This window comes from Herbiconiux sp. 11R-BC (genome assembly GCF_049472555.1).
Classification (GTDB): Bacteria; Actinomycetota; Actinomycetes; order Actinomycetales; family Microbacteriaceae; genus Herbiconiux.
Map to the genome: position 1 here is coordinate 1 of NZ_JBCEBO010000008.1, position 19,702 is coordinate 19,702.

Annotated in this window: 16 protein-coding genes and 1 pseudogene; 6 read left to right on the forward strand and 11 right to left on the reverse strand. The window is 67.7% G+C overall.

What is annotated here, in order from left to right; genetic code table 11:
* Positions 1 to 181, forward strand: a pseudogene (locus VD659_RS16510) (glycerol kinase); the annotation flags it as partial.
* A gap of 134 nt (positions 182 to 315) precedes the next feature.
* Here VD659_RS16510 and trpD read toward each other — a convergent pair.
* Positions 316 to 1,371, reverse strand: coding sequence for an anthranilate phosphoribosyltransferase (trpD, locus tag VD659_RS16515; protein ID WP_423262142.1), 1,056 nt, complete (start codon positions 1,369 to 1,371; stop codon positions 316 to 318).
* 142 nt (positions 1,372 to 1,513) lie between these two features.
* On the opposite strand from trpD, the gene VD659_RS16520 reads away from it, so the two are divergent.
* The 4 genes from VD659_RS16520 to VD659_RS16535 are packed head-to-tail and all read left to right on the forward strand — an operon-like array spanning position 1,514 to position 5,733.
* Complete coding sequence (locus VD659_RS16520; protein ID WP_423262143.1) at positions 1,514 to 2,104, forward strand: cytochrome c oxidase subunit 3; 591 nt, start codon at positions 1,514 to 1,516, stop codon at positions 2,102 to 2,104.
* Positions 2,105 to 2,152: 48 nt separating this feature from the next.
* Positions 2,153 to 2,947 carry a c-type cytochrome gene (locus VD659_RS16525; protein WP_137835507.1) on the forward strand — a complete coding sequence of 265 codons (795 nt, stop codon included), beginning with the start codon at positions 2,153 to 2,155 and terminating at the stop codon, positions 2,945 to 2,947.
* Between the two features lie 51 nt (positions 2,948 to 2,998).
* Complete coding sequence (locus tag VD659_RS16530) at positions 2,999 to 4,069, forward strand: Rieske 2Fe-2S domain-containing protein (RefSeq protein ID WP_423262144.1); 1,071 nt, start codon at positions 2,999 to 3,001, stop codon at positions 4,067 to 4,069.
* Complete coding sequence (locus tag VD659_RS16535) at positions 4,066 to 5,733, forward strand: cytochrome b (protein ID WP_423262145.1); 1,668 nt, start codon at positions 4,066 to 4,068, stop codon at positions 5,731 to 5,733. The genes VD659_RS16530 and VD659_RS16535 overlap by 4 nt, the downstream gene beginning before the upstream one ends.
* Positions 5,734 to 6,249: 516 nt before the next feature.
* Here VD659_RS16535 and VD659_RS16540 read toward each other — a convergent pair.
* From VD659_RS16540 to VD659_RS16560, 5 genes are all read right to left on the reverse strand, one after another.
* On the reverse strand, positions 6,250 to 6,666 hold the full coding sequence (locus tag VD659_RS16540) for a cytochrome c oxidase subunit 4 (protein ID WP_423262146.1): 417 nt from the start codon (positions 6,664 to 6,666) through the stop codon (positions 6,250 to 6,252).
* A gap of 4 nt (positions 6,667 to 6,670) precedes the next feature.
* A complete protein-coding gene (ctaD, locus tag VD659_RS16545; RefSeq protein WP_423262147.1) occupies positions 6,671 to 8,428 on the reverse strand; it encodes a cytochrome c oxidase subunit I in 1,758 nt (585 codons plus the stop codon).
* A 9-nt stretch (positions 8,429 to 8,437) separates the two neighbouring features.
* Positions 8,438 to 9,307 carry a cytochrome c oxidase subunit II gene (gene coxB / locus VD659_RS16550; RefSeq protein WP_137835511.1) on the reverse strand — a complete coding sequence of 290 codons (870 nt, stop codon included), beginning with the start codon at positions 9,305 to 9,307 and terminating at the stop codon, positions 8,438 to 8,440.
* A 177-nt stretch (positions 9,308 to 9,484) separates the two neighbouring features.
* The gene (locus tag VD659_RS16555) at positions 9,485 to 9,856 is read right to left on the reverse strand and encodes a HesB/IscA family protein (protein WP_137835512.1); all 372 of its coding nucleotides are present in this window, start codon (positions 9,854 to 9,856) and stop codon (positions 9,485 to 9,487) included.
* A gap of 68 nt (positions 9,857 to 9,924) precedes the next feature.
* Positions 9,925 to 11,355: a dipeptidase gene (locus tag VD659_RS16560; protein ID WP_423262148.1), complete on the reverse strand. Its 1,431-nt coding sequence runs from the start codon at positions 11,353 to 11,355 to the stop codon at positions 9,925 to 9,927.
* A gap of 37 nt (positions 11,356 to 11,392) precedes the next feature.
* Between VD659_RS16560 and VD659_RS16565 the strand changes: the two genes are divergently transcribed.
* Positions 11,393 to 11,965: a DUF3043 domain-containing protein gene (locus tag VD659_RS16565; RefSeq protein WP_423262149.1), complete on the forward strand. Its 573-nt coding sequence runs from the start codon at positions 11,393 to 11,395 to the stop codon at positions 11,963 to 11,965.
* A 3-nt stretch (positions 11,966 to 11,968) separates the two neighbouring features.
* Here VD659_RS16565 and VD659_RS16570 read toward each other — a convergent pair whose 3' ends face one another.
* The 5 genes from VD659_RS16570 to VD659_RS16590 all read right to left on the reverse strand — a co-directional run bounded on the left by VD659_RS16570 (position 11,969) and on the right by VD659_RS16590 (position 19,699).
* A complete protein-coding gene (locus VD659_RS16570; RefSeq protein WP_423262150.1) occupies positions 11,969 to 13,018 on the reverse strand; it encodes a quinone-dependent dihydroorotate dehydrogenase in 1,050 nt (349 codons plus the stop codon).
* Between the two features lie 4 nt (positions 13,019 to 13,022).
* Positions 13,023 to 13,547, reverse strand: a complete 525-nt coding sequence (gene nrdR, locus VD659_RS16575; protein ID WP_137835516.1) for a transcriptional regulator NrdR — start codon at positions 13,545 to 13,547, stop codon at positions 13,023 to 13,025.
* 159 nt (positions 13,548 to 13,706) lie between these two features.
* Positions 13,707 to 15,026 (reverse strand): histidinol dehydrogenase, encoded by a 1,320-nt coding sequence (hisD, locus tag VD659_RS16580; protein ID WP_423262151.1) that lies wholly within the window; start codon positions 15,024 to 15,026, stop codon positions 13,707 to 13,709.
* Between the two features lie 131 nt (positions 15,027 to 15,157).
* Positions 15,158 to 18,619 carry a DNA polymerase III subunit alpha gene (gene dnaE, locus VD659_RS16585; RefSeq protein ID WP_423262329.1) on the reverse strand — a complete coding sequence of 1,154 codons (3,462 nt, stop codon included), beginning with the start codon at positions 18,617 to 18,619 and terminating at the stop codon, positions 15,158 to 15,160.
* Between the two features lie 135 nt (positions 18,620 to 18,754).
* Positions 18,755 to 19,699: an SDR family oxidoreductase gene (locus VD659_RS16590; RefSeq protein WP_423262152.1), complete on the reverse strand. Its 945-nt coding sequence runs from the start codon at positions 19,697 to 19,699 to the stop codon at positions 18,755 to 18,757.
* Positions 19,700 to 19,702 lie beyond the last annotated feature (3 nt).

The following is a 19,702-nucleotide window of genomic DNA, read 5'->3' on the forward strand; positions in this document are numbered from 1 at the left end:
CGCCTACGCGGCCGGCCTCGCGGTCGGCTTCTGGGCCAACCTCGACGAACTCCGCGCGAACTGGCAGGAAGACTCCCGCTGGACCCCGAACATGAGCACCGAAGAACGCGAACGCCAGCTCCGCAACTGGAAGAAAGCCGTCACCAAGACCTTCGACTGGGTCGACGACGACGTCATCTAGCTGCCGTGGGCGCCGTGCTTCGCGCGGCGTCCACGGGCCGCGCCGGTCCCCGCCCGGCGCGGCGCGGCATGTGGGGGTGAGGTCGCTTCGCGGCCTCGCCCCCACCTTGGGTCGGTGAGTACGGCCCGCAGCTTTCAGACCCGCTTGGTGGCGGAGACCCAGGCGTCGAGTTTCGCGGCGGCCGCGCCGGAGTCGATGGCGGCCGCGGCGATCGCGGACTGCTCGCGGAGGCGCTGCAGCAGCGGTCGGTCCACCTCGGCGGGGTCTGCTGCCAGGGCGAAGGAGACGAGGCCGGCGGCGGCGTTCAGCACGACCATGTCGCGCACGGGGCCGGGCTCACCGGCGAGAACGCGACGCACGACGTCCGCGTTGTGAGCGGCGTCACCGCCCCGCAACTGGTCGATCGACGCGACCGGGATGCCGAGATCCCGCGGGTTCAGGTCGTGCTCCTTCACCGACCCCCGCGACACCTCCCAGATGTGGCTGTGGCCGGTGGTGGTGAGCTCGTCGAGCCCGTCGTCGCCGCGGAACACCAGAGCCGTCGCTCCTCGGGTCTGGAAGACGCCGACGATGAGCGGCACCCGGTCGAGGTGCGCAACGCCGACCGCGGAGGCCTCGGCGCGAGCCGGGTTGCAGAGCGGGCCGAGGAAGTTGAAGACCGTGGGAACACCCAGCTGCGCGCGCACGGCGCCGGCGTTCTTGAACCCCGGGTGGAACTTCGAGGCGAATGCGAAGGTGATCCCCGTCTCGGTGAGCACCTCCGCGACGCGCTCCGGCTCGAGATCGAGATCGATGCCGAGGGCACGCAGCACGTCCGAGGACCCGGAGAGCGAGCTCGCCGCCTTGTTGCCGTGCTTGACCACGGGAACACCGGATGCCGCGGAGACGATCGAGGCCATCGTCGACACGTTCACGGTGCCGAAGGAGTCGCCGCCGGTGCCCACGATGTCGAGGGCCATCGGGTCGACCGCGAGCGGAAGAGCATGGTCGAGGATCGCGTCCCGGAAGCCGACGATCTCGTCCACCGTCTCGCCTTTGGCCCGGAGAGCCACGAGGAATCCGGCCAGCTGGGCCTCGGTGACCTCGCCCTCCATGACCTTGTTCATCGACCACGTCGCCTCGGAGATCGAGAGATCCGATCCCGTCAGAAGTCGAGCGATCATCACGGGCCAGGAGTACGTGTCAGCCATACCAGCGATCCTACGGGGCGGCCGGACGCCGGGACACGCCGGTGGACCCGCCCCACCGCGGCCAAATGCAAAACGGCTTCCCGATTTCGGACATAATGGACCTGTGACGAGCAGCTCATTGACCCATTCTCAGAGTGCCCCGATGGTGCAGCGCCCCAACACGGTCGCTGTCGGAACCATCGTGTGGCTGGGCAGCGAAGTCATGTTCTTCGCCGGCCTCTTCGCCATCTACTTCACGCTGCGGTCCACCAACCCGGCTGCTTGGGCGGATCAGGCGAACACGCTCAACGTGCCGTTCGCGCTAGTCAACACGATCATCCTGGTGATTTCCTCCTTCTGGTGCCAGTTCGCCGTCTTCGCGGCCGAGCGCGGCCAGCCGCGCCGTACGGGCTGGAGCCCCACCAAGTGGGGAATCACCGAGTGGATGTTCCTCGCCTACGCCTTCGGCGCGATCTTCGTCTGCGGCCAGGTCATCGAGTACGCGACCCTCGTCTCCGAGGGCATCACGATCGACGGCAGCGCCTACGGCTCGGCCTTCTACCTCACCACCGGCTTCCACGCCCTGCACGTGACCGGCGGCCTCATCGCCATGCTCCTCATGCTGGGGCGCGTGTTCGCGGTCAAGAACTTCGGTCACAAGGAGGCGACGAGCATCATCGTCGTCTCGTACTACTGGCACTTCGTCGACGTGGTCTGGATCGGCCTGTTCCTCGTGATCTACGTGCTCAAGTAGCCGGCCGACACGATCCATCGACGAAGTCCCGAACAGAAGGTAGAGAGAATGGCCCGCAAGAGCAGGAAAGCCAACAGACGCCATCCCCTGGCTACTGTCGTGCTGATTGCTATCGGCCTGGTCGTCACGGGTGGCGGGTACGCGCTCTTCAGCAGCACCACCACGGCCTCGGCCGACACCAGCGCCTCCAGCCAGCAGACGATCGACGAGGGCAAGAAGCTCTTCGCCGCCAACTGCGCCACGTGTCACGGCCTCGACATGCAGGGCACGAAAGACGGCCCGAGCCTGATCGGCGTCGGCGCGGCGGCCGTGAACTTCCAGGTGGGCACCGGCCGCATGCCGATGGCCATGCAGGGCCCGCAGGCCATGCAGAAGCCGACGCAGTTCACGGATGAGCAGACCGCAGCCCTCGCGGCCTACGTCGCCTCCATCTCCCCCGGCCCCGCCATCCCCGACGAGCGCTACCTGCAGGCCGACGGTGACGCCACCAACGGCGGCCAGCTGTTCCGCATCAACTGCGCGATGTGCCACAACGTGGCAGGCGCAGGCGGTGCGCTCACCGAAGGCAAGTTCGCCCCCGAACTCACGGGAGTGCTGGCCACGCACATCTACGAGGCGATGCTGACCGGCCCGCAGAACATGCCGGTCTTCAACGACAACAACCTCACGCCCGAAGACAAGCGCGACATCATCACGTACCTGAAGTTCCTCGAGAACAACCCCTCCCCCGGTGGCTTCGAACTCGGTTCGCTCGGCCCCGTCGCGGAAGGCCTGTTCGTCTGGATCTTCGGTCTCGGCGCGGTCATCGGCCTGATGGTCTGGCTCACCGCCAAGTCGAACTAGCCGCACCCGCGTTGATCACAGCACACTCCAGCAAGCTCGAAAGGGAACACAATGGCACATGACGAGGTGAGCGGCACCGATTCCGCCGCTTCCGATTCGTCGGCCGTCGAGACGAGTCGAGGCGCATCGACCGGCACTGCGGTCATTGCGTCCGACGTCGTGAACCCGGGCGAACCGCCCCACCGTCACCGCGTCACCGACATCGACCCGAAGGCCGAGAAGCGGGCGCAGCGATCGGTCTACACGCTCTTCTACCTTTCGATCGCGGGCAGCATCTTCGCCGTCGCGGCGTACATGGCGTTCCCGATCGAAGACGGCGACCAGGCGGCTCTGCGACTCAACACCCTGTTCATCGGTGTCGGCGTGGCGCTCGCGCTGTTCGGCATCGGTCTGGGCGCCGTGCACTGGGGCAAGGCCCTCATGCACGACAAGGAGGGAATCGACCTCCGGCACCCGGTTCGCGGCTCCGAGGAGACGATCGCCCGTTCCGTCGAGATCTTCGACGAGGCCGACCGCGAGTCGGGCTTCGGACGGCGCACGCTCATCCGGAACAGCCTGATCGGCGCCCTCGTGGCCTTCCCGCTCCCCGGCATCGTGCTGTTCCGCGGTCTCGCGCCGCAAGACGAAGACCCGGCACAGCTGCTCAGCCACACCGTCTGGAAGAAGGGTGCGCGCCTCACGCTCGACCCCTCGGGCATCCCGGTCAAGGCATCGGATGTGACGATCGGCTCGGTCTTCCACATCATCCCCGAAGGCCTCAACGACCTCGAGGACCGCCTGGAGCAGAAGGCCAAGGCCGCTGTGCTGCTCATGCGCCTCAACCCGGCCGACCTCAACATCAGCCCGGAGCGCAAAGGCTGGTCGTACGACGGCATCGTCGCGTACTCCAAGATCTGCACGCACGTCGGCTGCCCGGTGGCACTCTACGAGCAGCAGACGCACCACCTGCTGTGCCCGTGCCACCAGTCGACCTTCGACGTGGTGAACGAGTGCCAGGTGATCTTCGGTCCGGCCAAGCGGCCGCTGCCGCAGCTGCCCATCGAGGTCGACTCCGAGGGCTACCTCGTGGCCCAGAGCGACTTCCACGAGCCCGTCGGCCCTAGCTTCTGGGAGCGTTCATGACCAGCACGATCGATCATCGCACCGAAGCTCCGGCCGGGGCCGAAGCGCCCGCGCCGCGCAAGTCGGGCGGCTTCACCGCCGCGGCGGCGAACTACATCGAGGACCGCACGAGCATCTCGGGCGTCGTCAAGGAGTTCGGCCGCAAGATCTTCCCCGACCACTGGTCGTTCATGCTCGGTGAGGTGGCGCTCTACAGCTTCGTCGTCATCATCCTCTCGGGCACGTTCCTGACGTTCTTCTTCCAGGCGTCGATGGCCGAGGTCGTCTACAACGGCTCCTTCGTGCCGCTCAAGGGCATGCAGATGTCGTCGGCGATGGACTCCGCGCTGCACATCTCGTTCGACGTGCGCGGTGGCCTGCTGGTTCGCCAGATCCACCACTGGGCGGCGCTGCTGTTCATCGCAGCCATCGGCCTGCACATGCTGCGCATCTTCTTCACGGGAGCGTTCCGCAAGCCGCGTGAACTCAACTGGGTGATCGGCTTCGTTCTCTTCGTGCTGGCGCTCGGCGAAGGCTTCACCGGCTACTCACTCCCCGACGACCTGCTCTCCGGTAACGGTCTGCGCATCATCGACGGTCTGATCAAGGGCCTCCCCTTCGTCGGAACCTGGATCTCGTTCCTGCTCTTCGGCGGAGAGTTCCCGGGCACGGCGATCGTGGGGCGTCTGTACACCCTCCACATCCTGTTGCTGCCGGCGATGGTGGTGGCGTTCATCGCGCTGCACCTCGTGTTCGTCGTGGTGCACAAGCACACCCAGTTCTCGGGTGGCGGCCGCACCGAGAAGAACGTCATCGGCTACCCGGTGCTGCCGGTGTACGCCGCGAAGGCCGGTGGATTCTTCTTCCTGGTCTTCGGCGTCATCGCCCTGATGGCCTCGTTCTTCACGATCAACCCCATCTGGAACTACGGCCCCTACGACCCCTCCCCGGTGTCGGCCGGTACGCAGCCCGACTGGTACATCGGCTTCGCAGACGGCGCGCTGCGCCTGATCCCGCCGGGCTGGGAGTTCGTATGGCTCGACCACACCTGGTCGTTCAACATCATCGTGCCGGTTCTGGTGCTGGTGATCTTCCTCGGCCTGGTGGCGTCGTATCCCTTCGTCGAGGGCTGGGTGACGGGCGACAAGCGCGAGCACCACATCCTCGACCGTCCGCGCAACGCCCCCACCCGCACGGGTATCGGCGCCGCCGGCGTCACCTTCTACGCCGGCCTCTGGGCGGCGGCGAGCTCGGACATCATCGCGACGCACTTCCAGCTGTCGCTCGAGAGCGTGACGCACACGATCCAGGCCTGGGTCATCCTGGGGCCGTTCATCGCGTACTTCATCGCGAAGCGCGTGTGCATCGGTCTGCAGAAGAAGGACCGCGAGATCGTGCTGCACGGCTTCGAGTCGGGCCGCATCGTGCGACTCCCCGGTGGCGAGTACATCGAGGTGCACGAGCAGGTCGATGAGTACGAGCGCTGGAAGCTCGTCAACTACGAGGTTCACGAACCGATCACCCTTCGGCCGAACGCCCAGGGCAAGATCACCGGCGCCGCGCGCCTGCGTGCTCGCATGTCGCGCTGGTTCTTCGAAGACCGCATCGCCCCCGCCACCTCGAAGGAACTCGAGCACGGCCGCGGCGACGCCCACGGCGAGATCGAGGGCGGCGGCCACCACTAGGCGGCCTCCCCTCCCCCACTCAGGGCCCGGCACACACCACGTGTGCCGGGCCCTTCGTCGTCTCCCACCGCGCGCCCTTGAGCGGCCCCTCACAGATGTCACGAGCCTCGAGTCGATTCATCACAATATCGTGAGCGGCGACAACAGCTACGCCACCGAGGCCGCCGTATTCGCTCCCCTCACTCGCCGACGGCGGACTGCAGACAGCCTCGCGGGGTCGTGGATCCGTGGGGTCGCCGATCTTGCTGAGGCAGGGGTCGTACGCCACCCCGTTGCCGACGAGGCGCGCGGCCTCGAGCAGCGCACCCTGCCACGCTACGACGGAGTGTGTGGCCAAATACGGGCTCTGAGTCCGTCGTTAGCGTTGTGGGACGGCGCACTCCGTCGTTGACGCGCGGGTGAGAAGTGCAGTCACGTCGGCGGTGGGCCGGCTAAGGAAGTGGGGCCCGATCCGGGATACGCAAAAGGCCCCCATCCGTGAGGGATGGGGGCCTGTGTGCGGGGCTGGGCGCGGGACTAGCGGGCGAAGTAGCCGCGGTAGTACTCGTAGGTCCAGCCGACGATGGCGACGAGGGTGAGGGCGGCGGCGATGAAGCAGATCCAGATGCCGACGGCGAGGCCGAGCATCAGGAGGGCGCCACCACCGGCGAGGATGATGGGCCACCAGCTCCAGGGGCTGTAGAAGCCGACCTCGGGGTCGCCGTCGTCGATGTTGGCGTCGAGGAGGTCTTCGGGGAGCTCCGCGCCCTGGGCGCCGTGCACGCGGCCGAGGTAGAAGGCCAAGAAGGCCGACAGGATGGCGGCCAGGCCGATCGCGACCGTGCCCACCCACTCGACCGAGCCGTAGTAGATCAGCGACCACACGGTGTACACCGCGTCGGCCAGCAGCATGAAGCCGAACAGGATCCAGAAGAGATTGGTATTCGCTCTCATGGGACTACTTCACCTTGCTCTGCGAGAGGTCGTACGTGGGGGCATCCGGAGCATCCTTCGCCGGACCGACGCCGACGGGGATGCCGGCCTCGGGGTGGTTGAGGTCGAACGCCGGGGACTCCGAGCGGATGCGCGGGATCGACGTGAAGTTGTGGCGCGGCGGCGGGCACGAGGTGGCCCACTCGAGCGAGCGGCCGTAGCCCCACGGGTCATTCACCGTGACCTTCGGCGCCTTGCGGGCCGTGATGTACACGTTGAGGAAGAACGGGATGAGCGAGGCGGCCAGGATGAACGCACCGATCGTCGACAACTGGTTCATCCAGGTGAAGCCGTCTTCCGGCTGGTAGGTCGCGTAACGACGCGGCATACCGAGCACACCCAGCCAGTGCTGGATCAGGAACGTCGTGTGGAAGCCGATGAACAGCAACCAGAAGTGCCAGTGTCCGAGCCGCTCGTTGAGCATCTTGCCGGTCCACTTCGGCCACCAGAAGTAGAAGCCCGAGAACATGGCGAACACGACGGTTCCGAACACCACGTAGTGGAAGTGCGCCACCACGAAGTAGGTATCGGAGACGTGGAAGTCGAGCGGCGGCGACGCCAGGATGACGCCGGTGAGTCCACCGAAGGTGAAGGTGATCAAGAAGCCGATGGCCCAGATCATGGGTGTCTCGAACGTGACCGAGCCACGCCACATCGTGCCGATCCAGTTGAAGATCTTCACACCCGTCGGCACCGCGATGAGCATCGTCATCAGGGCGAAGAACGGCAGCAGCACCGAACCGGTGACGTACATGTGGTGAGCCCACACCGTGACCGACAGAGCGGCGATCGAGATCGTCGCGTAGATGAGCGTCTTGTAACCGAAGATCGGCTTGCGGCTGAACACCGGGAAGACCTCGGAGACGATGCCGAAGAACGGCAGCGCGATGATGTAGACCTCCGGATGCCCGAAGAACCAGAACAGGTGCTGCCAGAGCAGCACACCGCCGTTGGCCGCGTCGTAGATGTGCATGCCGAACACGCGGTCGCCACCCAGCGCGAAGAGGGCCGCGGCGAGAACCGGGAACGCCATCAGCACGAGGATCGACGTGACCAGGATATTCCAGGTGAAGATCGGCATGCGGAACATCGTCATACCGGGGGCGCGCATCGTGATGATGGTGGTGATGAAGTTCACCGCGCCGAGGATGGTGCCGAAGCCCGAGAGCCCCAGGCCGAACACCCACATGTTGCCGCCGTCACCGGGTGTGAACGTCGTCGACGACAGGGGCGCGTAGGCGAACCAGCCGAAGGAGGCGGCACCCTGCGGGGTGAGGAAGCCGGAGACCGCGATGAGCGAGCCGAAGAGGAAGAGCCAGAACGCGAAGGCGTTCAGACGCGGGAACGCGACATCCGGAGCACCGATCTGCAGCGGCATGATGACGTTGGCGAAGCCCGCGAACAACGGCGTCGCGAACATCAGCAGCATGATCGTGCCGTGCATCGTGAAGAGCTGGTTGTACTGGTCTTTCGTCTGCAGCAGTTCGAGGCCGGGCTCGAAGAGCTGGGCGCGGATGACGAGCGCCATCACGCCGCCGAGGCAGAAGAACAGGAACGAGGCGATCAGGTACATGTACCCGATGGTCTTGTGGTCGGTGGAGGTGATCCACTTGACGAAGATGTTGCCCTTGCGCCCGACGCTCTTGCTCGGGGTGCCGGTGGGAGCCGGCGACGGCGCCAAGCTCGAGCCGGCAGCGGGGGAAACGGCCACAGTCGCAGTCATGTCGCGTTCCTACTCTTTCGGTGCGGGCGTGCCGATGCCCGGGAGGTTCTGGTTGCGGTTGTAGTCCGGACCGAGCTGCCCGGTCTGGCCGGCGTCTTTCAGCGTCTGGATGTAGGCGTCGTAGTCGGCCTGCGACACCACCTTGACGTTGAAGAGCATCATCGAGTGGTACTCGCCGCAGAGCTCGGCGCACTTGCCGCTGTAGGTTCCGATGCGCTCGGGGGTGACGTACATGTAGTTCGTCTTGCCGGGCAGCATGTCCTTCTTGTAGAGGAAGTCGATCACCCAGAACGAGTGGATGACGTCGCGCGACTCGAGCTGGATCTCGACCTTCTTGCCCACGGGCAGGTAGAGGGTCGGGATCTGCGACTCGACGAGAGCGCCGTTGCTGTCGTCGGGGTTGGCCTGCGCCTGCACACCAGGCGAGTAGACGTTCTGGTCGACGTAGTTGAAGTCCCACGCCCACTGCTTGCCGAAGACCTGGATGACCTGGTCGGGGTTGTCGTACTTGGCCTCGATGGCGCTCTGGTCACGGGCCGTGAAGGCGAAGAAGCCGAGCACCAGGATGAGCGGCACGATCGTGTAGAAGATCTCGATCGGCATGTTGTAGCGCAGCTGAGCCGGAAGACCGGTCTGTCCCTTGCGGCGGCGGTAGACCACGATCGCCCAGATGGTGAGACCCCAGGTGATGATGCCGACGACCAGGAGCACGATCCACGAGGTGACCCAGAGGCCGATCACGCGGTCGACGTTGTTCGTGGTGCCGGGCTCCGTCGGGAGCCAGCCCTGCAACTGAGCCTGCGTGCATCCGGCGAGGACGACAGAGATGACGAGCGCGATGGGGATCGCAGCCCAACGGAGACGTCTGTTAGAGCGCACCAGTGACCTTTCGGGAAGCTACACCGTCAGTGTATTTGACCTTCTCCTAGCCTACTGGGTCGATTTCCCCGACGATGCCACAGGCGCACCGGAGCCACGTGTGTTAGGCACGAAAAAGGGCCGTTCCCGAAGGAACGGCCCGAGATCCGGCGCAGAAGGACTGCACCGATCATTTTCTCAGTGGAACGAATCTCCGCAGGCGCAGCTGCCGGACGCGTTCGGGTTGTCGATGGTGAAGCCCTGCTTCTGGATGGTGTCCTCGAAGTCGATCGTGGCGCCCTCGAGGTAGGGCACGCTCATCTTGTCGACGATGACCTCGACGCCGTCGAAGTCGACGACGCCGTCGCCGTCGAGCATCCGCTCGTCGAAGTAGAGCTGGTAGATCAGGCCGGAGCAGCCGCCGGGCTGCACGGCGACGCGCAGGCGCAGGTCGTCGCGGCCCTCCTGCTCGAGAAGGCTGCGGACCTTGTCACCCGCGGCCGGGGTGATGCCCACCTTGTGAGCCGGGGTCTCGACCTCGGCGGTCTTCTCCAGGGTGATGTCGCTCATGTGCACTCCATTCGCTCGAAAGCTCGTAAGTATGACGGAAGTCTAACTCCGGCAACCGGGTGAACCGCTCAGGAATTCCCGTCGCGGTCGTTCACGCGCAGAAGAAGGAGGGCTTCGGCGGTGATCGCGCGCTTGAAGACGCCCAGGTGCAGCGATTCGTTCGGGCTGTGCGCCCGGGTGTGCGGGTCTTCGACGCCGGTCACGAGGATCTGGGCCTCGGGGAACACGCGCACGAGATCGGCGATGAACGGGATCGAGCCGCCGATGCCCGCCTCCACCGGCTCGGCGCCCCAGGCGTCGCGCATCGCGTCCTTGGCCGCAGCCACCGCCCAGCCCGAGGTGTCGACCAGGAAGGGGCTGCCGGTGTTGACGTCGTCGATCTCGACGTGGGCGCCGAACGGGGTGTGCGCGCGGATGTGCGCGACGAGCGCGTCATAGGCCTCCCCCGCATCCTGCCCCGGAGCGATGCGGGTGCTCACGCGCACGGCGACCGAGGGGGTGAGCGTGTTCGAGGCGTTCGCCACCGAGGGCGCGTCGATGCCCGTGACCGTGATCGCAGGTCCGGCCCACAGCCGCGACAGGATGCTGCCGGTTCCGATGGGCTGCACGCCCTCGAGCAGGCCGGTCTCGTCGCGCAGCGCCTGCTCGGTGTACTCGGGCGTGTCGATCGGCCGCGTGGTGAGACCCTCGACCGCCACCGAGCCGTTCTCGTCGTGCAGGGAGGCGAGGAGGCGGATGGTGGCGAGCATCGCATCCGGCACCGCTCCCCCGAACATGCCCGAGTGCGAGGCGTGCGCGAGGGTCGACACGGTGAGCCGGAAGGTGACGTTGCCGCGCAGGCTGATGGTGAGGGAGGGGGTGTCGACGTCCCAGTTGTCGGAGTCGGCCACCACGATGACGTCGGCGGCGAGAGCCTCGCGGTTCTCGTCGAGGAAGGCGGCGAAGGAATTGGAGCCGAACTCCTCCTCCCCCTCGATGAAAACCACCAGGCCGAGATCGAGCTCGTCACCGGCGATGTCACGGAGCGCGCGCACGGCGGCGAGATGCGAGACCACGCCGGCCTTGTCGTCGGCGGCGCCGCGCCCGTAGAGCCGGTCGCCGCGCACGGTGGGCTCGTACGGCAGCGAATCCCAGTCCTCGTCCTTTCCGGGCGGCTGCACGTCGTGGTGCGCGTAGAGCAGCACCGTGGGGCGGCCGTTCCTCGCCGCACGGGTGGCGAGCACGGCGGGCTGTCCGAGCTCGCCGGAGTCGGTGGGGGCGCGACGGATGTCCACCGTGTCGAAGACGCCGGTCTCGCGGAAGAGCGCGGCCACCGCATCCGCGCTCTCCGCGACGCGGGCTGGGTCGAAGGCGTCCCAGGAGACCGAGGGGATGCGCACCAGCGCGCTCAGATCGGCGATGCTCGCCGGCAGCGCGAGCTCGACGGCCTCGCGGATCGCCGCCTCACGCGCATCCGGCGCCGGATTCAGGGTGAACGAGGAGGCATCGCTGTCTGTCATGCAGGTAATCTTAAGAGACGTAACGAGCGAGGACACCGTGGCCAGAAAATCCAGCACCCCCGAAGCACCGATCGAACTCCCCGTCGAGGAGCCGGCCGGCAAGGGGCACGCGACCCCGACGCGCAAGGAGCGCGAGGCCGCGAACAAGCGCCCGCTCGTTCCCGGCGACCGCAAAGAGGCATCGAAGGATGCACGCCGCAAGCAGCAGGAGCTGCGCGACAAGGCGCGCGTGGGCATGGCCAACGGCGAAGAGAAGTACATGCCGATCCGCGATCGCGGGCCGCAGCGCAAGTACGTGCGCGACTTCATCGACGCCCGGTTCAACCTGGGTGAGTTCCTGATCCCGATCATGTTCGTAGTGATCCTGCTCACGCTGGTGCCGGCCCCCGAGATCCAGGCCGGCGTGATGCTCGGCCTCTACGCCTTCGTCATCCTCGTGGTGGGCGACAGCTTGTTCATGGGCTTCCGCCTGATGAAGAAGCTGCGCGAGAAGTTCGGCGCCGACAAGGTCGAGCGCGGCACCCGGTGGTACGCCACCATGCGCGCGCTGCAGTTCCGCCGCCTCCGCCTGCCGAAGCCGCAGGTGAAGCGCGGGGAATACCCGCGCTAGCTTCTACTCGGTGTGGCTGCGTGTCCTGCGCAGTCGCGCCAGACCGATGTTGATCGACCGCGCCCAGAGCGGGCCGCGGTAGAGGAACGCCGTGTAGCCCTGCACCAGGGTGGCTCCGGCGGCGAGGCGCTGGTCGACGTCGTAGGCCGTGTCGACGCCGCCGACCGAGATCACGCAGAGCTCGGCGGGAACCGCCGAGCGGATGAGCTTCAGCACCTCGAGCGAGCGCGCCACCAGAGGCGCTCCCGAGAGCCCGCCGGCACCCGCGGCCTCGACGACGGCAGGGTCGGTGCGCAGGCCCTCGCGGGAGATGGTGGTGTTCGTGGCGATGATGCCGTCCAGACCCAGCTCGACCGCGAGCTCGGAGATGCGCAGCACCTCGTCGTCGCTGAGGTCGGGCGCGATCTTGACGAGCAGGGGCGTCGCGCCGGCCTCGGCCTTGACCGCGGTGAGCAAGGGCGCGAGCTTGTCGAGCTCCTGCAGGCCACGGAGGCCCGGGGTGTTCGGTGAGCTGACGTTGACCACGAGGTAGTCGGCCATCGGGGCGAGGGCGCGAGCGCTCTGCAGGTAGTCGTCGATGGCGTCGTCGACGTCGACGACGCGGCTCTTGCCGATGTTCACACCGATGATGGGCCGCGCCTGCGTCGTGGAGCGCACCTGGGCGAGACGGAGCGACGCGGATGCGGCCCCGGCGTTGTTGAAGCCCATGCGGTTGATGACGGCCCGGTCGGGGATGAGCCGGAACAGCCGCGGGGTCGGGTTGCCCGGCTGCGCGCGGGCCGTGATGGTTCCGATCTCGACGTGGCCGAAGCCGAGGGCGCCGAGGCCGACGATGCCGCGGCCGTCTTTGTCGAAACCGGCGGCGACGCCGAACGGCGTGGGGAAGCGCAGCCCGAGCGTCTCGACCGCGAGATTATCGGGGCTCCGCGTGAACCGGGCCACGAGACCGTCGAGGTGCAGGCGCGGAAGAGCCCGGATGACGTCGAAGGCGAGGTGGTGGGCGCGCTCCGGATCGATGCGCGACAGCACGTGCCGGAAGAAGAACGCGTACATCCCGCTACTCGGCCCGGCCGCCGGCGGAACCGGCTTTCGAGTCGGCGCCGCCATCGGCATCCGCACCGCCCGCGGCGGCCTGCTCGTGCTCGACCCGGAGCAGGGTGATGGCGGCCTCGAAGTCGTCGAGCGAGTCGAAGCCCTGGTAGACGCTCGCGAAGCGCAGGTAGGCCACCTCGTCGAGCTCGCGGAGCGGCTGCAGGATGGCGAGACCGATGTCGTTCGCCTCGATCTGCGCCGCGCCGGAGAGGCGCACGGTCTCCTCCACCCGCTGGGCGAGCACGGCGAGGTCGCTGTCGGTCACCGGGCGGCCCTGGCAGGCCTTGCGCACGCCGCTGACGATCTTCTCGCGGCTGAACGGCTCCACGACCCCAGACCGCTTGATGACGCTGAGGCTCGCGGTCTCGGTGGTGCTGAAGCGCCGGCCGCAGTCGGGGCACTGTCGGCGCCGGCGGATGGCGAGACCGTCGTCGGTGGTGCGCGAGTCGACGACGCGGGAGTCGGGGTAGCGGCAGTATGGGCAGAACATGGCCCCTCCAGCGTACCGGCTCCCCCGGGCGCCCCGCCGTCGTCGAGTGCGCCTGTGGAGAAACGCGGCCCCTCGTCGAGGTGCGCGTGAGAACTCCGGGACGAGCCGGATCGAGGCTGTCCGGCGCGACCCGGCGACGAGCGGCCGGGTCGCGCCGGGTCAGGCGGTGGTGCGGTGGGTGAAACGGGCGGTGACCGCCTCGCCGTGGGCGGGGAGGTTCTCGGCCGTGGAGAGGGCCACGATGCGCTCGGCCACCCGCTCGAGGGCCGGGCGGTCGTAGCGCACGATCTGCTGCGGGCGCAGGAAGGTGTAGGCACCGAGGCCCGAGGAGAAGCGCGACTGTCCGCCCGTGGGCAGCACGTGGTTCGAGCCGGCGAGGTAGTCGCCGAGGCTCACGGGCGAGTACCCGCCGAGGAAGATGGCCCCGGCGTTGTGGATCGACGCGAGGGTCGCATCCGGATCGATCGTCTGGATCTCGAGGTGCTCGGGGCCGTAGGCGTTGCTGAACTCGGCGGCGGCGGCGATCGAGTCGACCAGCACGATGGCCGACTGCGGGCCGTCGAGCGCGACCTCGACCCGTTCGGCGTGCTTGGTGGCTGCAGCCACTCCCCCGAGCTCGGCAAGCACGGCGTCGGCGAGGGCGGCCGAATCGGTGACGAGCACCGCGGCGGCCAGTTCGTCGTGCTCGGCCTGGCTCACCAGGTCGGCCGCCACGAAGGAGGCGTCGGCGGTGCCGTCGGCGATGACGAGGATCTCGGTGGGACCGGCCTCGGAGTCGATCCCGACGATGCCGCGCACCACGCGCTTGGCAGCGGCCACGAAGACGTTGCCGGGCCCTGTGATGACCTCGACCGGCTCGAGCTCGAGCTCGGGCACGCCGTGGGCGAGGGCTCCGATGGCCCCGGCGCCGCCGATGGCGTAGACCTCGTCGACGCCGAGCAGGCCCGCAGCACCGAGGATCGTGGGGTGCACGCGGCCGCCGAACTCCTTCTGCGGCGGCGAGGAGATGGCGATCGACGCGACTCCGGCCAGCTGCGCGGGCACGACGTTCATCACGACGCTCGAGGGGTAGACGGCCTTGCCGCCTGGAACGTAGAGGCCGACACGCTGCACGGGGTGCCAGCGCTGCTCCACCACCGCGCCGTCGTCGAGCGTGGTGCTGCGTGAATCCGGGATCTGGGCCGCGGTCGCCGCGCGCACCCGCGCGATGGCTTCGACGAGCGCCGCCCGCACCGTCGGGTCGAGACCGGCGACGGCCTCGTCGATGTGCTCCTGGGGCACCCGCACGTGCTCGGGCACCACGCCGTCGAAGCGCTCGGCCTGGGCACGAAGGGCGACGAGACCATCAGCGCGCACCTCCTCCACGATCGCGGCGGCGGCGTCGGCGGCGACCGAGACATCGGTGTCGGCGCGCGGCACCACGGAGGCGAGCTGCGAACGGGAGAGGGACTGGCCGCGGAGGTCGATGGTCTGGATCATGGCGCATCCAGCCTAGCGAGCCCGCCCGGGCGCCCAGAACGACGGAGTTCCGACCGGATCCACGCAGACGACGGAGGCGCGCTCCGTCCACGCGGGAAGACTCCGTCGTCTGGGCGGGGCAGGTGGGGCGCTCAGACCAGGCAGTTGGGGCCGAGCAGCGACTTGAGCTCGCCGTAGAGGTCGGCCGAGACGCGCACGTTGTAGGGCACCTCGAACACGCGCACGTTGTCGCTCTTGACGAGCTTCAAGCGCACCTCGGTGTCGCCCGCGTGCCGGATGAGCACGTCGTTCAGCGCCTGCACGGTGTCGGTGGTGGCCTTGTACTCGGCGAGCGAGATCTGCAGCGGCCCCGAGGAGCCGACCTGCCCGAGATCGGGCTGGAACAGGCTGAAGGCGTGCAGGTTCATGCCGTCGTCGCGCAGCGAGACGCGGCCGCGCACCACCACGATGGCGTCGTTCGTGAGCGCCGGACCGAACTCCTGGTATGTCTTGCCCATGAACATCGCCGTGATCTCGCCCGCGAAGTCCTCGACCGTGATCATGCCGTACTGGTTGCCGGAGTTCTTCGCGGTGCGATGCTGCACGCTCGTGATGAGCCCCGCGATCGTCACCTGATCGCCGTCCTGCGTGTGCTCGCTCTCCAGTAGGTCGAGGATCGACGTCGACGCCACCTTCGCGAGCGGGATCTCCAGGCCGGCGAGGGGATGGTCGGAGACGTAGAGCCCGAGCATGTCGCGCTCGAAGGCGAGCTTGTCCCGCTTGGCCCACTCGGGGCGCACCGGGATGTGGTGCACCTCCTCGGGGGCGTCCCAGAGCGAGTCGAAGTCGAACCCCACCTGGCCGTTGGCCTCGTTGCGCTTCTGCGAGACCGCGTTGTCGATCATGCCCTCGTGCACCTCGATCAGCGCGCGACGAGTCGCGCCGAGCGAGTCGAAGGCGCCGGCCTTGATGAGCGACTCGATCGTGCGCTTGTTCGTGGCCCCGAGCGGGATCTTCTTCAGGAAGTCGCCGAAGGAGGTGAACGCGCCCTTCTCCTCGCGCGCGCCGCGGATCAGCTCCACCACGTTCATACCGACGTTGCGCACCGCGCCCATGCCGAAGCGGATGTCGGTGCCGACGGCCGTGAAGAAGCCGATCGACTCGTTGACGTCGGGCGGCAGCACCTTGATGCCCATGCGCCGGCACTCCGAGAGGTAGAGCGCCATCTTGTCCTTTGAGTCGCCGACGCTCGTGAGCAGCGCGGCCATGTACTCGGCCGGGTAGTGCGCCTTGAGGTACGCCGTCCAGTACGAGATGACACCATAGGCCGCCGAGTGCGCCTTGTTGAAGGCGTAGTCGGAGAACGGGAGCAGGATGTCCCAGAGCGTCTTGACCGCCGCATCCGAGTATCCGTTGTCGTTCATGCCCTTCGAGAAGCCCTCGTACTGCTTGTCGAGTTCGGACTTCTTCTTCTTGCCCATCGCGCGGCGCAGCAGGTCGGCTTGCGCGAGCGTGAAGCCGGCGAGCTTCTGCGCGATCGACATCACCTGCTCCTGGTAGACGATGAGGCCGTAGGTGCCGCCGAGCACCTCCCGGAGGGGCTCTTCGAGCTCGGGGTGGATCGGCGTGATCGGCTGGATGCCGTTCTTGCGCAGGGCGTAGTTGGTGTGCGAGTCGGCGCCCATCGGGCCCGGCCGGTAGAGCGCGAGCACGGCCGAGATGTCTTCGAAGTTGTCGGGCTTCATCAGCCGAAGCAGGCCGCGCATGGGCCCGCCGTCGAGCTGGAACACGCCGAGCGTGTCGCCCCGGGCGAGCAGCTCGTAGGAGGGCACGTCGTCGAGCGCGAGGTCTTCGAGCACGAGGTCTTCACCCCGGTTGGCCCGGATGTTGTCGAGCGCGTCGTCGATGATGGTGAGGTTGCGGAGCCCCAGGAAGTCCATCTTGATCAGCCCGAGCGACTCCGCCGCCGGGTAGTCGAACTGCGTGACGATCTGGCCGTCCTGCTCCCGCTTCATGATCGGGATGATGTCGATCAGCGGGTCGCTGGACATGATGACGCCGGCCGCGTGCACGCCCCACTGGCGCTTGAGGTTCTCGATGCCGAGCGCGGTGTCGAACACCGTGCGGGCCTCGGGGTCGGTCTCGATGACCGTGCGGATGTCGACGGCCTCCTTGTAACGAGGATGCGCCTTGTCGAAGATGCCGGAGAGCGGGATGTCTTTTCCCATGATGGGCGGCGGCATCGCCTTGGTGAGCTTCTCGCCCATGCTGAACGGGAAGCCGAGCACACGGCCGGAGTCCTTCAGAGCCTGCTTGGCCTTGATGGTGCCGTAGGTGACGATCTGCGCCACGCGAGCGTCACCGTACTTCTCGGTGACGTACTTGATGACCTCGCCGCGGCGCCGGTCGTCGAAGTCGACGTCGAAGTCGGGCATGGAGACGCGGTCGGGGTTGAGGAACCGCTCGAAGATGAGGCCGTGCACGAGCGGGTCGAGGTCGGTGATGCGCATGGCGTAGGCCGCCATCGACCCGGCGCCGGATCCACGCCCCGGGCCCACCCGGATGCCGTTGCGCTTGGACCAGTTGATGAAGTCGGCGACCACGAGGAAGTAGCCGGGGAAGCCCATGCTCTTGATGACGCCCACCTCGTAGTCGGCGCGCTCGCGCACCTCCTGGGTGACCCCGTTCGGGTAGCGCTCCTTGAGCCCCGCCTCGACCTCCTTCTCGAACCAGGTGGCCTCGGTCTCACCCTCGGGCACCGGATAGCGCGGCATGTAGTTGGCCGAGGTGTCGAAGGCCGTCTCGCAGCGCTCGGCGATCAGCAGCGTGTTGTCGCAGGCATCCGGGTAGTCGCGGAACAGCGCCCGCATCTCGGCGGCCGACTTGAGGTAGAACTCGTCGGCGTCGAACTTGAAGCGGTTGGGGTCGCTGAGCGTGGAGCCCGACTGCACGCAGAGCAGGGCGGCGTGGGATGTCGCGTCGTGCGCGTGGGTGTAGTGCAGGTCGTTGGTGGCGACGAGCTTGAGGTCGAGCTGCTTCGCGAGCCGGATGAGGTCGGGCATGATGCGGCGCTCGATCTCGAGCCCGTGGTCCATGATCTCGGCGAAGAAGTTCTCTTTGCCGAAGATGTCGCGGAAGTCGGAGGCGGCCTGCACCGCGGCGTCGTACTGGCCGAGCCGGAGCCGGGTCTGGATCTCTCCGGAGGGGCATCCGGTGGTGGCGATGAGGCCCTTGCTGTAGGTCGAGAGCAGCTCGCGGTCCATGCGGGGCTTGAAGTAGTAGCCCTCGATGGACGCCTTCGACGACAACCGGAACAGGTTGTGCATACCCTCGGTCGACTCGGAGAGCAGCGTCATGTGCGTGTAGGCGCCCGCGCCCGACACGTCGTCTCCCCCGCCGTTGCCCCAGCGCACGCGGGTCTTGTCTCCGCGGTGGGTGCCCGGCGTGAGGTAGGCCTCGGTGCCGATGATCGGCTTGATGCCCGCTTCGGTGGCCGTCTTCCAGAAGTCGAAGGCGCCGAAGACGTTGCCGTGGTCGGTGATGGCGACCGCCGGCATCCCCTGCTCCTTCGCGGCCTCGATGAGCGGTTTGACTCTCGCGGCACCGTCCAGCATCGAGTATTCGCTGTGGACGTGCAGGTGCACGAAGGAGTCGTTCGAGGGCACTGATTCTCCGGCTGTCTCGGCTTGGGTACCAAGTCTAAACGCCGCTCACCGGGTGGCGTCGGCGTGTCGCCGAGGTTCTCGGTTTCAGTCCTCCGGGTAGGCCGAACCGGTCAGTTCGGCGGAGACGTCCCACACCCGGCGAGCCTCCTCCTCGCTGCGCAGACGGGAGTAGAGCGGCTGCTCCGCGGGCGCCCCGCCGAGGTGGCCGGCGCCTTTCGGGCCGTAGAGGCGGCCGGATCGCGCATCCGGGCCCGTGGCGGCGAGGAGCGCGGGAAGCGCCGCGGTCTCCGGTGTGCCGACCAGGATGCCGCGGGCCGACAGCCAGCGGATGACGCGCACCCCGGTCGTGTCGGCCTCGCGCCCCAGCTCGGGCCGGGCGGCGAGCAGGCTCGTCGGCGCGATGCCCGGGTGCGCGAGTGTGCTGGTGATCCCCCAGCCGTGCTCCCGGCTGCGCCGATCGAGCTCGAGGCCGAACAGGCCGAAGGCGATCTTCGACTGGCTGTAGGCGCGGCCGCCGTCGTAGCTCCGCTCCCAGTTGAGGTCGCTCCAGTTGATGGAGCCCTGGTTGGCCGCGATGCTGATCTGCGAGACGACGCGGGCCTGCCCCTCCCGGAGCAACGGCAGGAGCTCGGCCACGAGTGCGACGTGGCCGAGGTGGTTGGTGCCGAACTGCGACTCGAAGCCGTCGGCCGTGGTCTGGCGTTCGGGCGGGGTCATCACGCCGGCGTTGCCGATGAACAGATGGAGGGGCGCGCCCTCGGCGCGCAGCGTCGCCCCCAGCGCGGCCACCGAGGCGAGCGAGCCGAGGTCGAGCTCACGCAGGGTCACCCGCGCCGAGGGCACTACCGCCCGGATGCCGGCCGCCGCCGCCTCGCCCTTCCGCAGGTTGCGCACCGGGAGCACCACCTCGGCGCCGGCCGCGGCGAGCCGGGTGGCGATGCGGAGCCCGATGCCGTCACTGCCGCCCGTGACCAGGGCGCGCTTTCCGGCGAGGGAGGGGACGGGGATGTCGAGAGGGGTTCGTGGCATGCG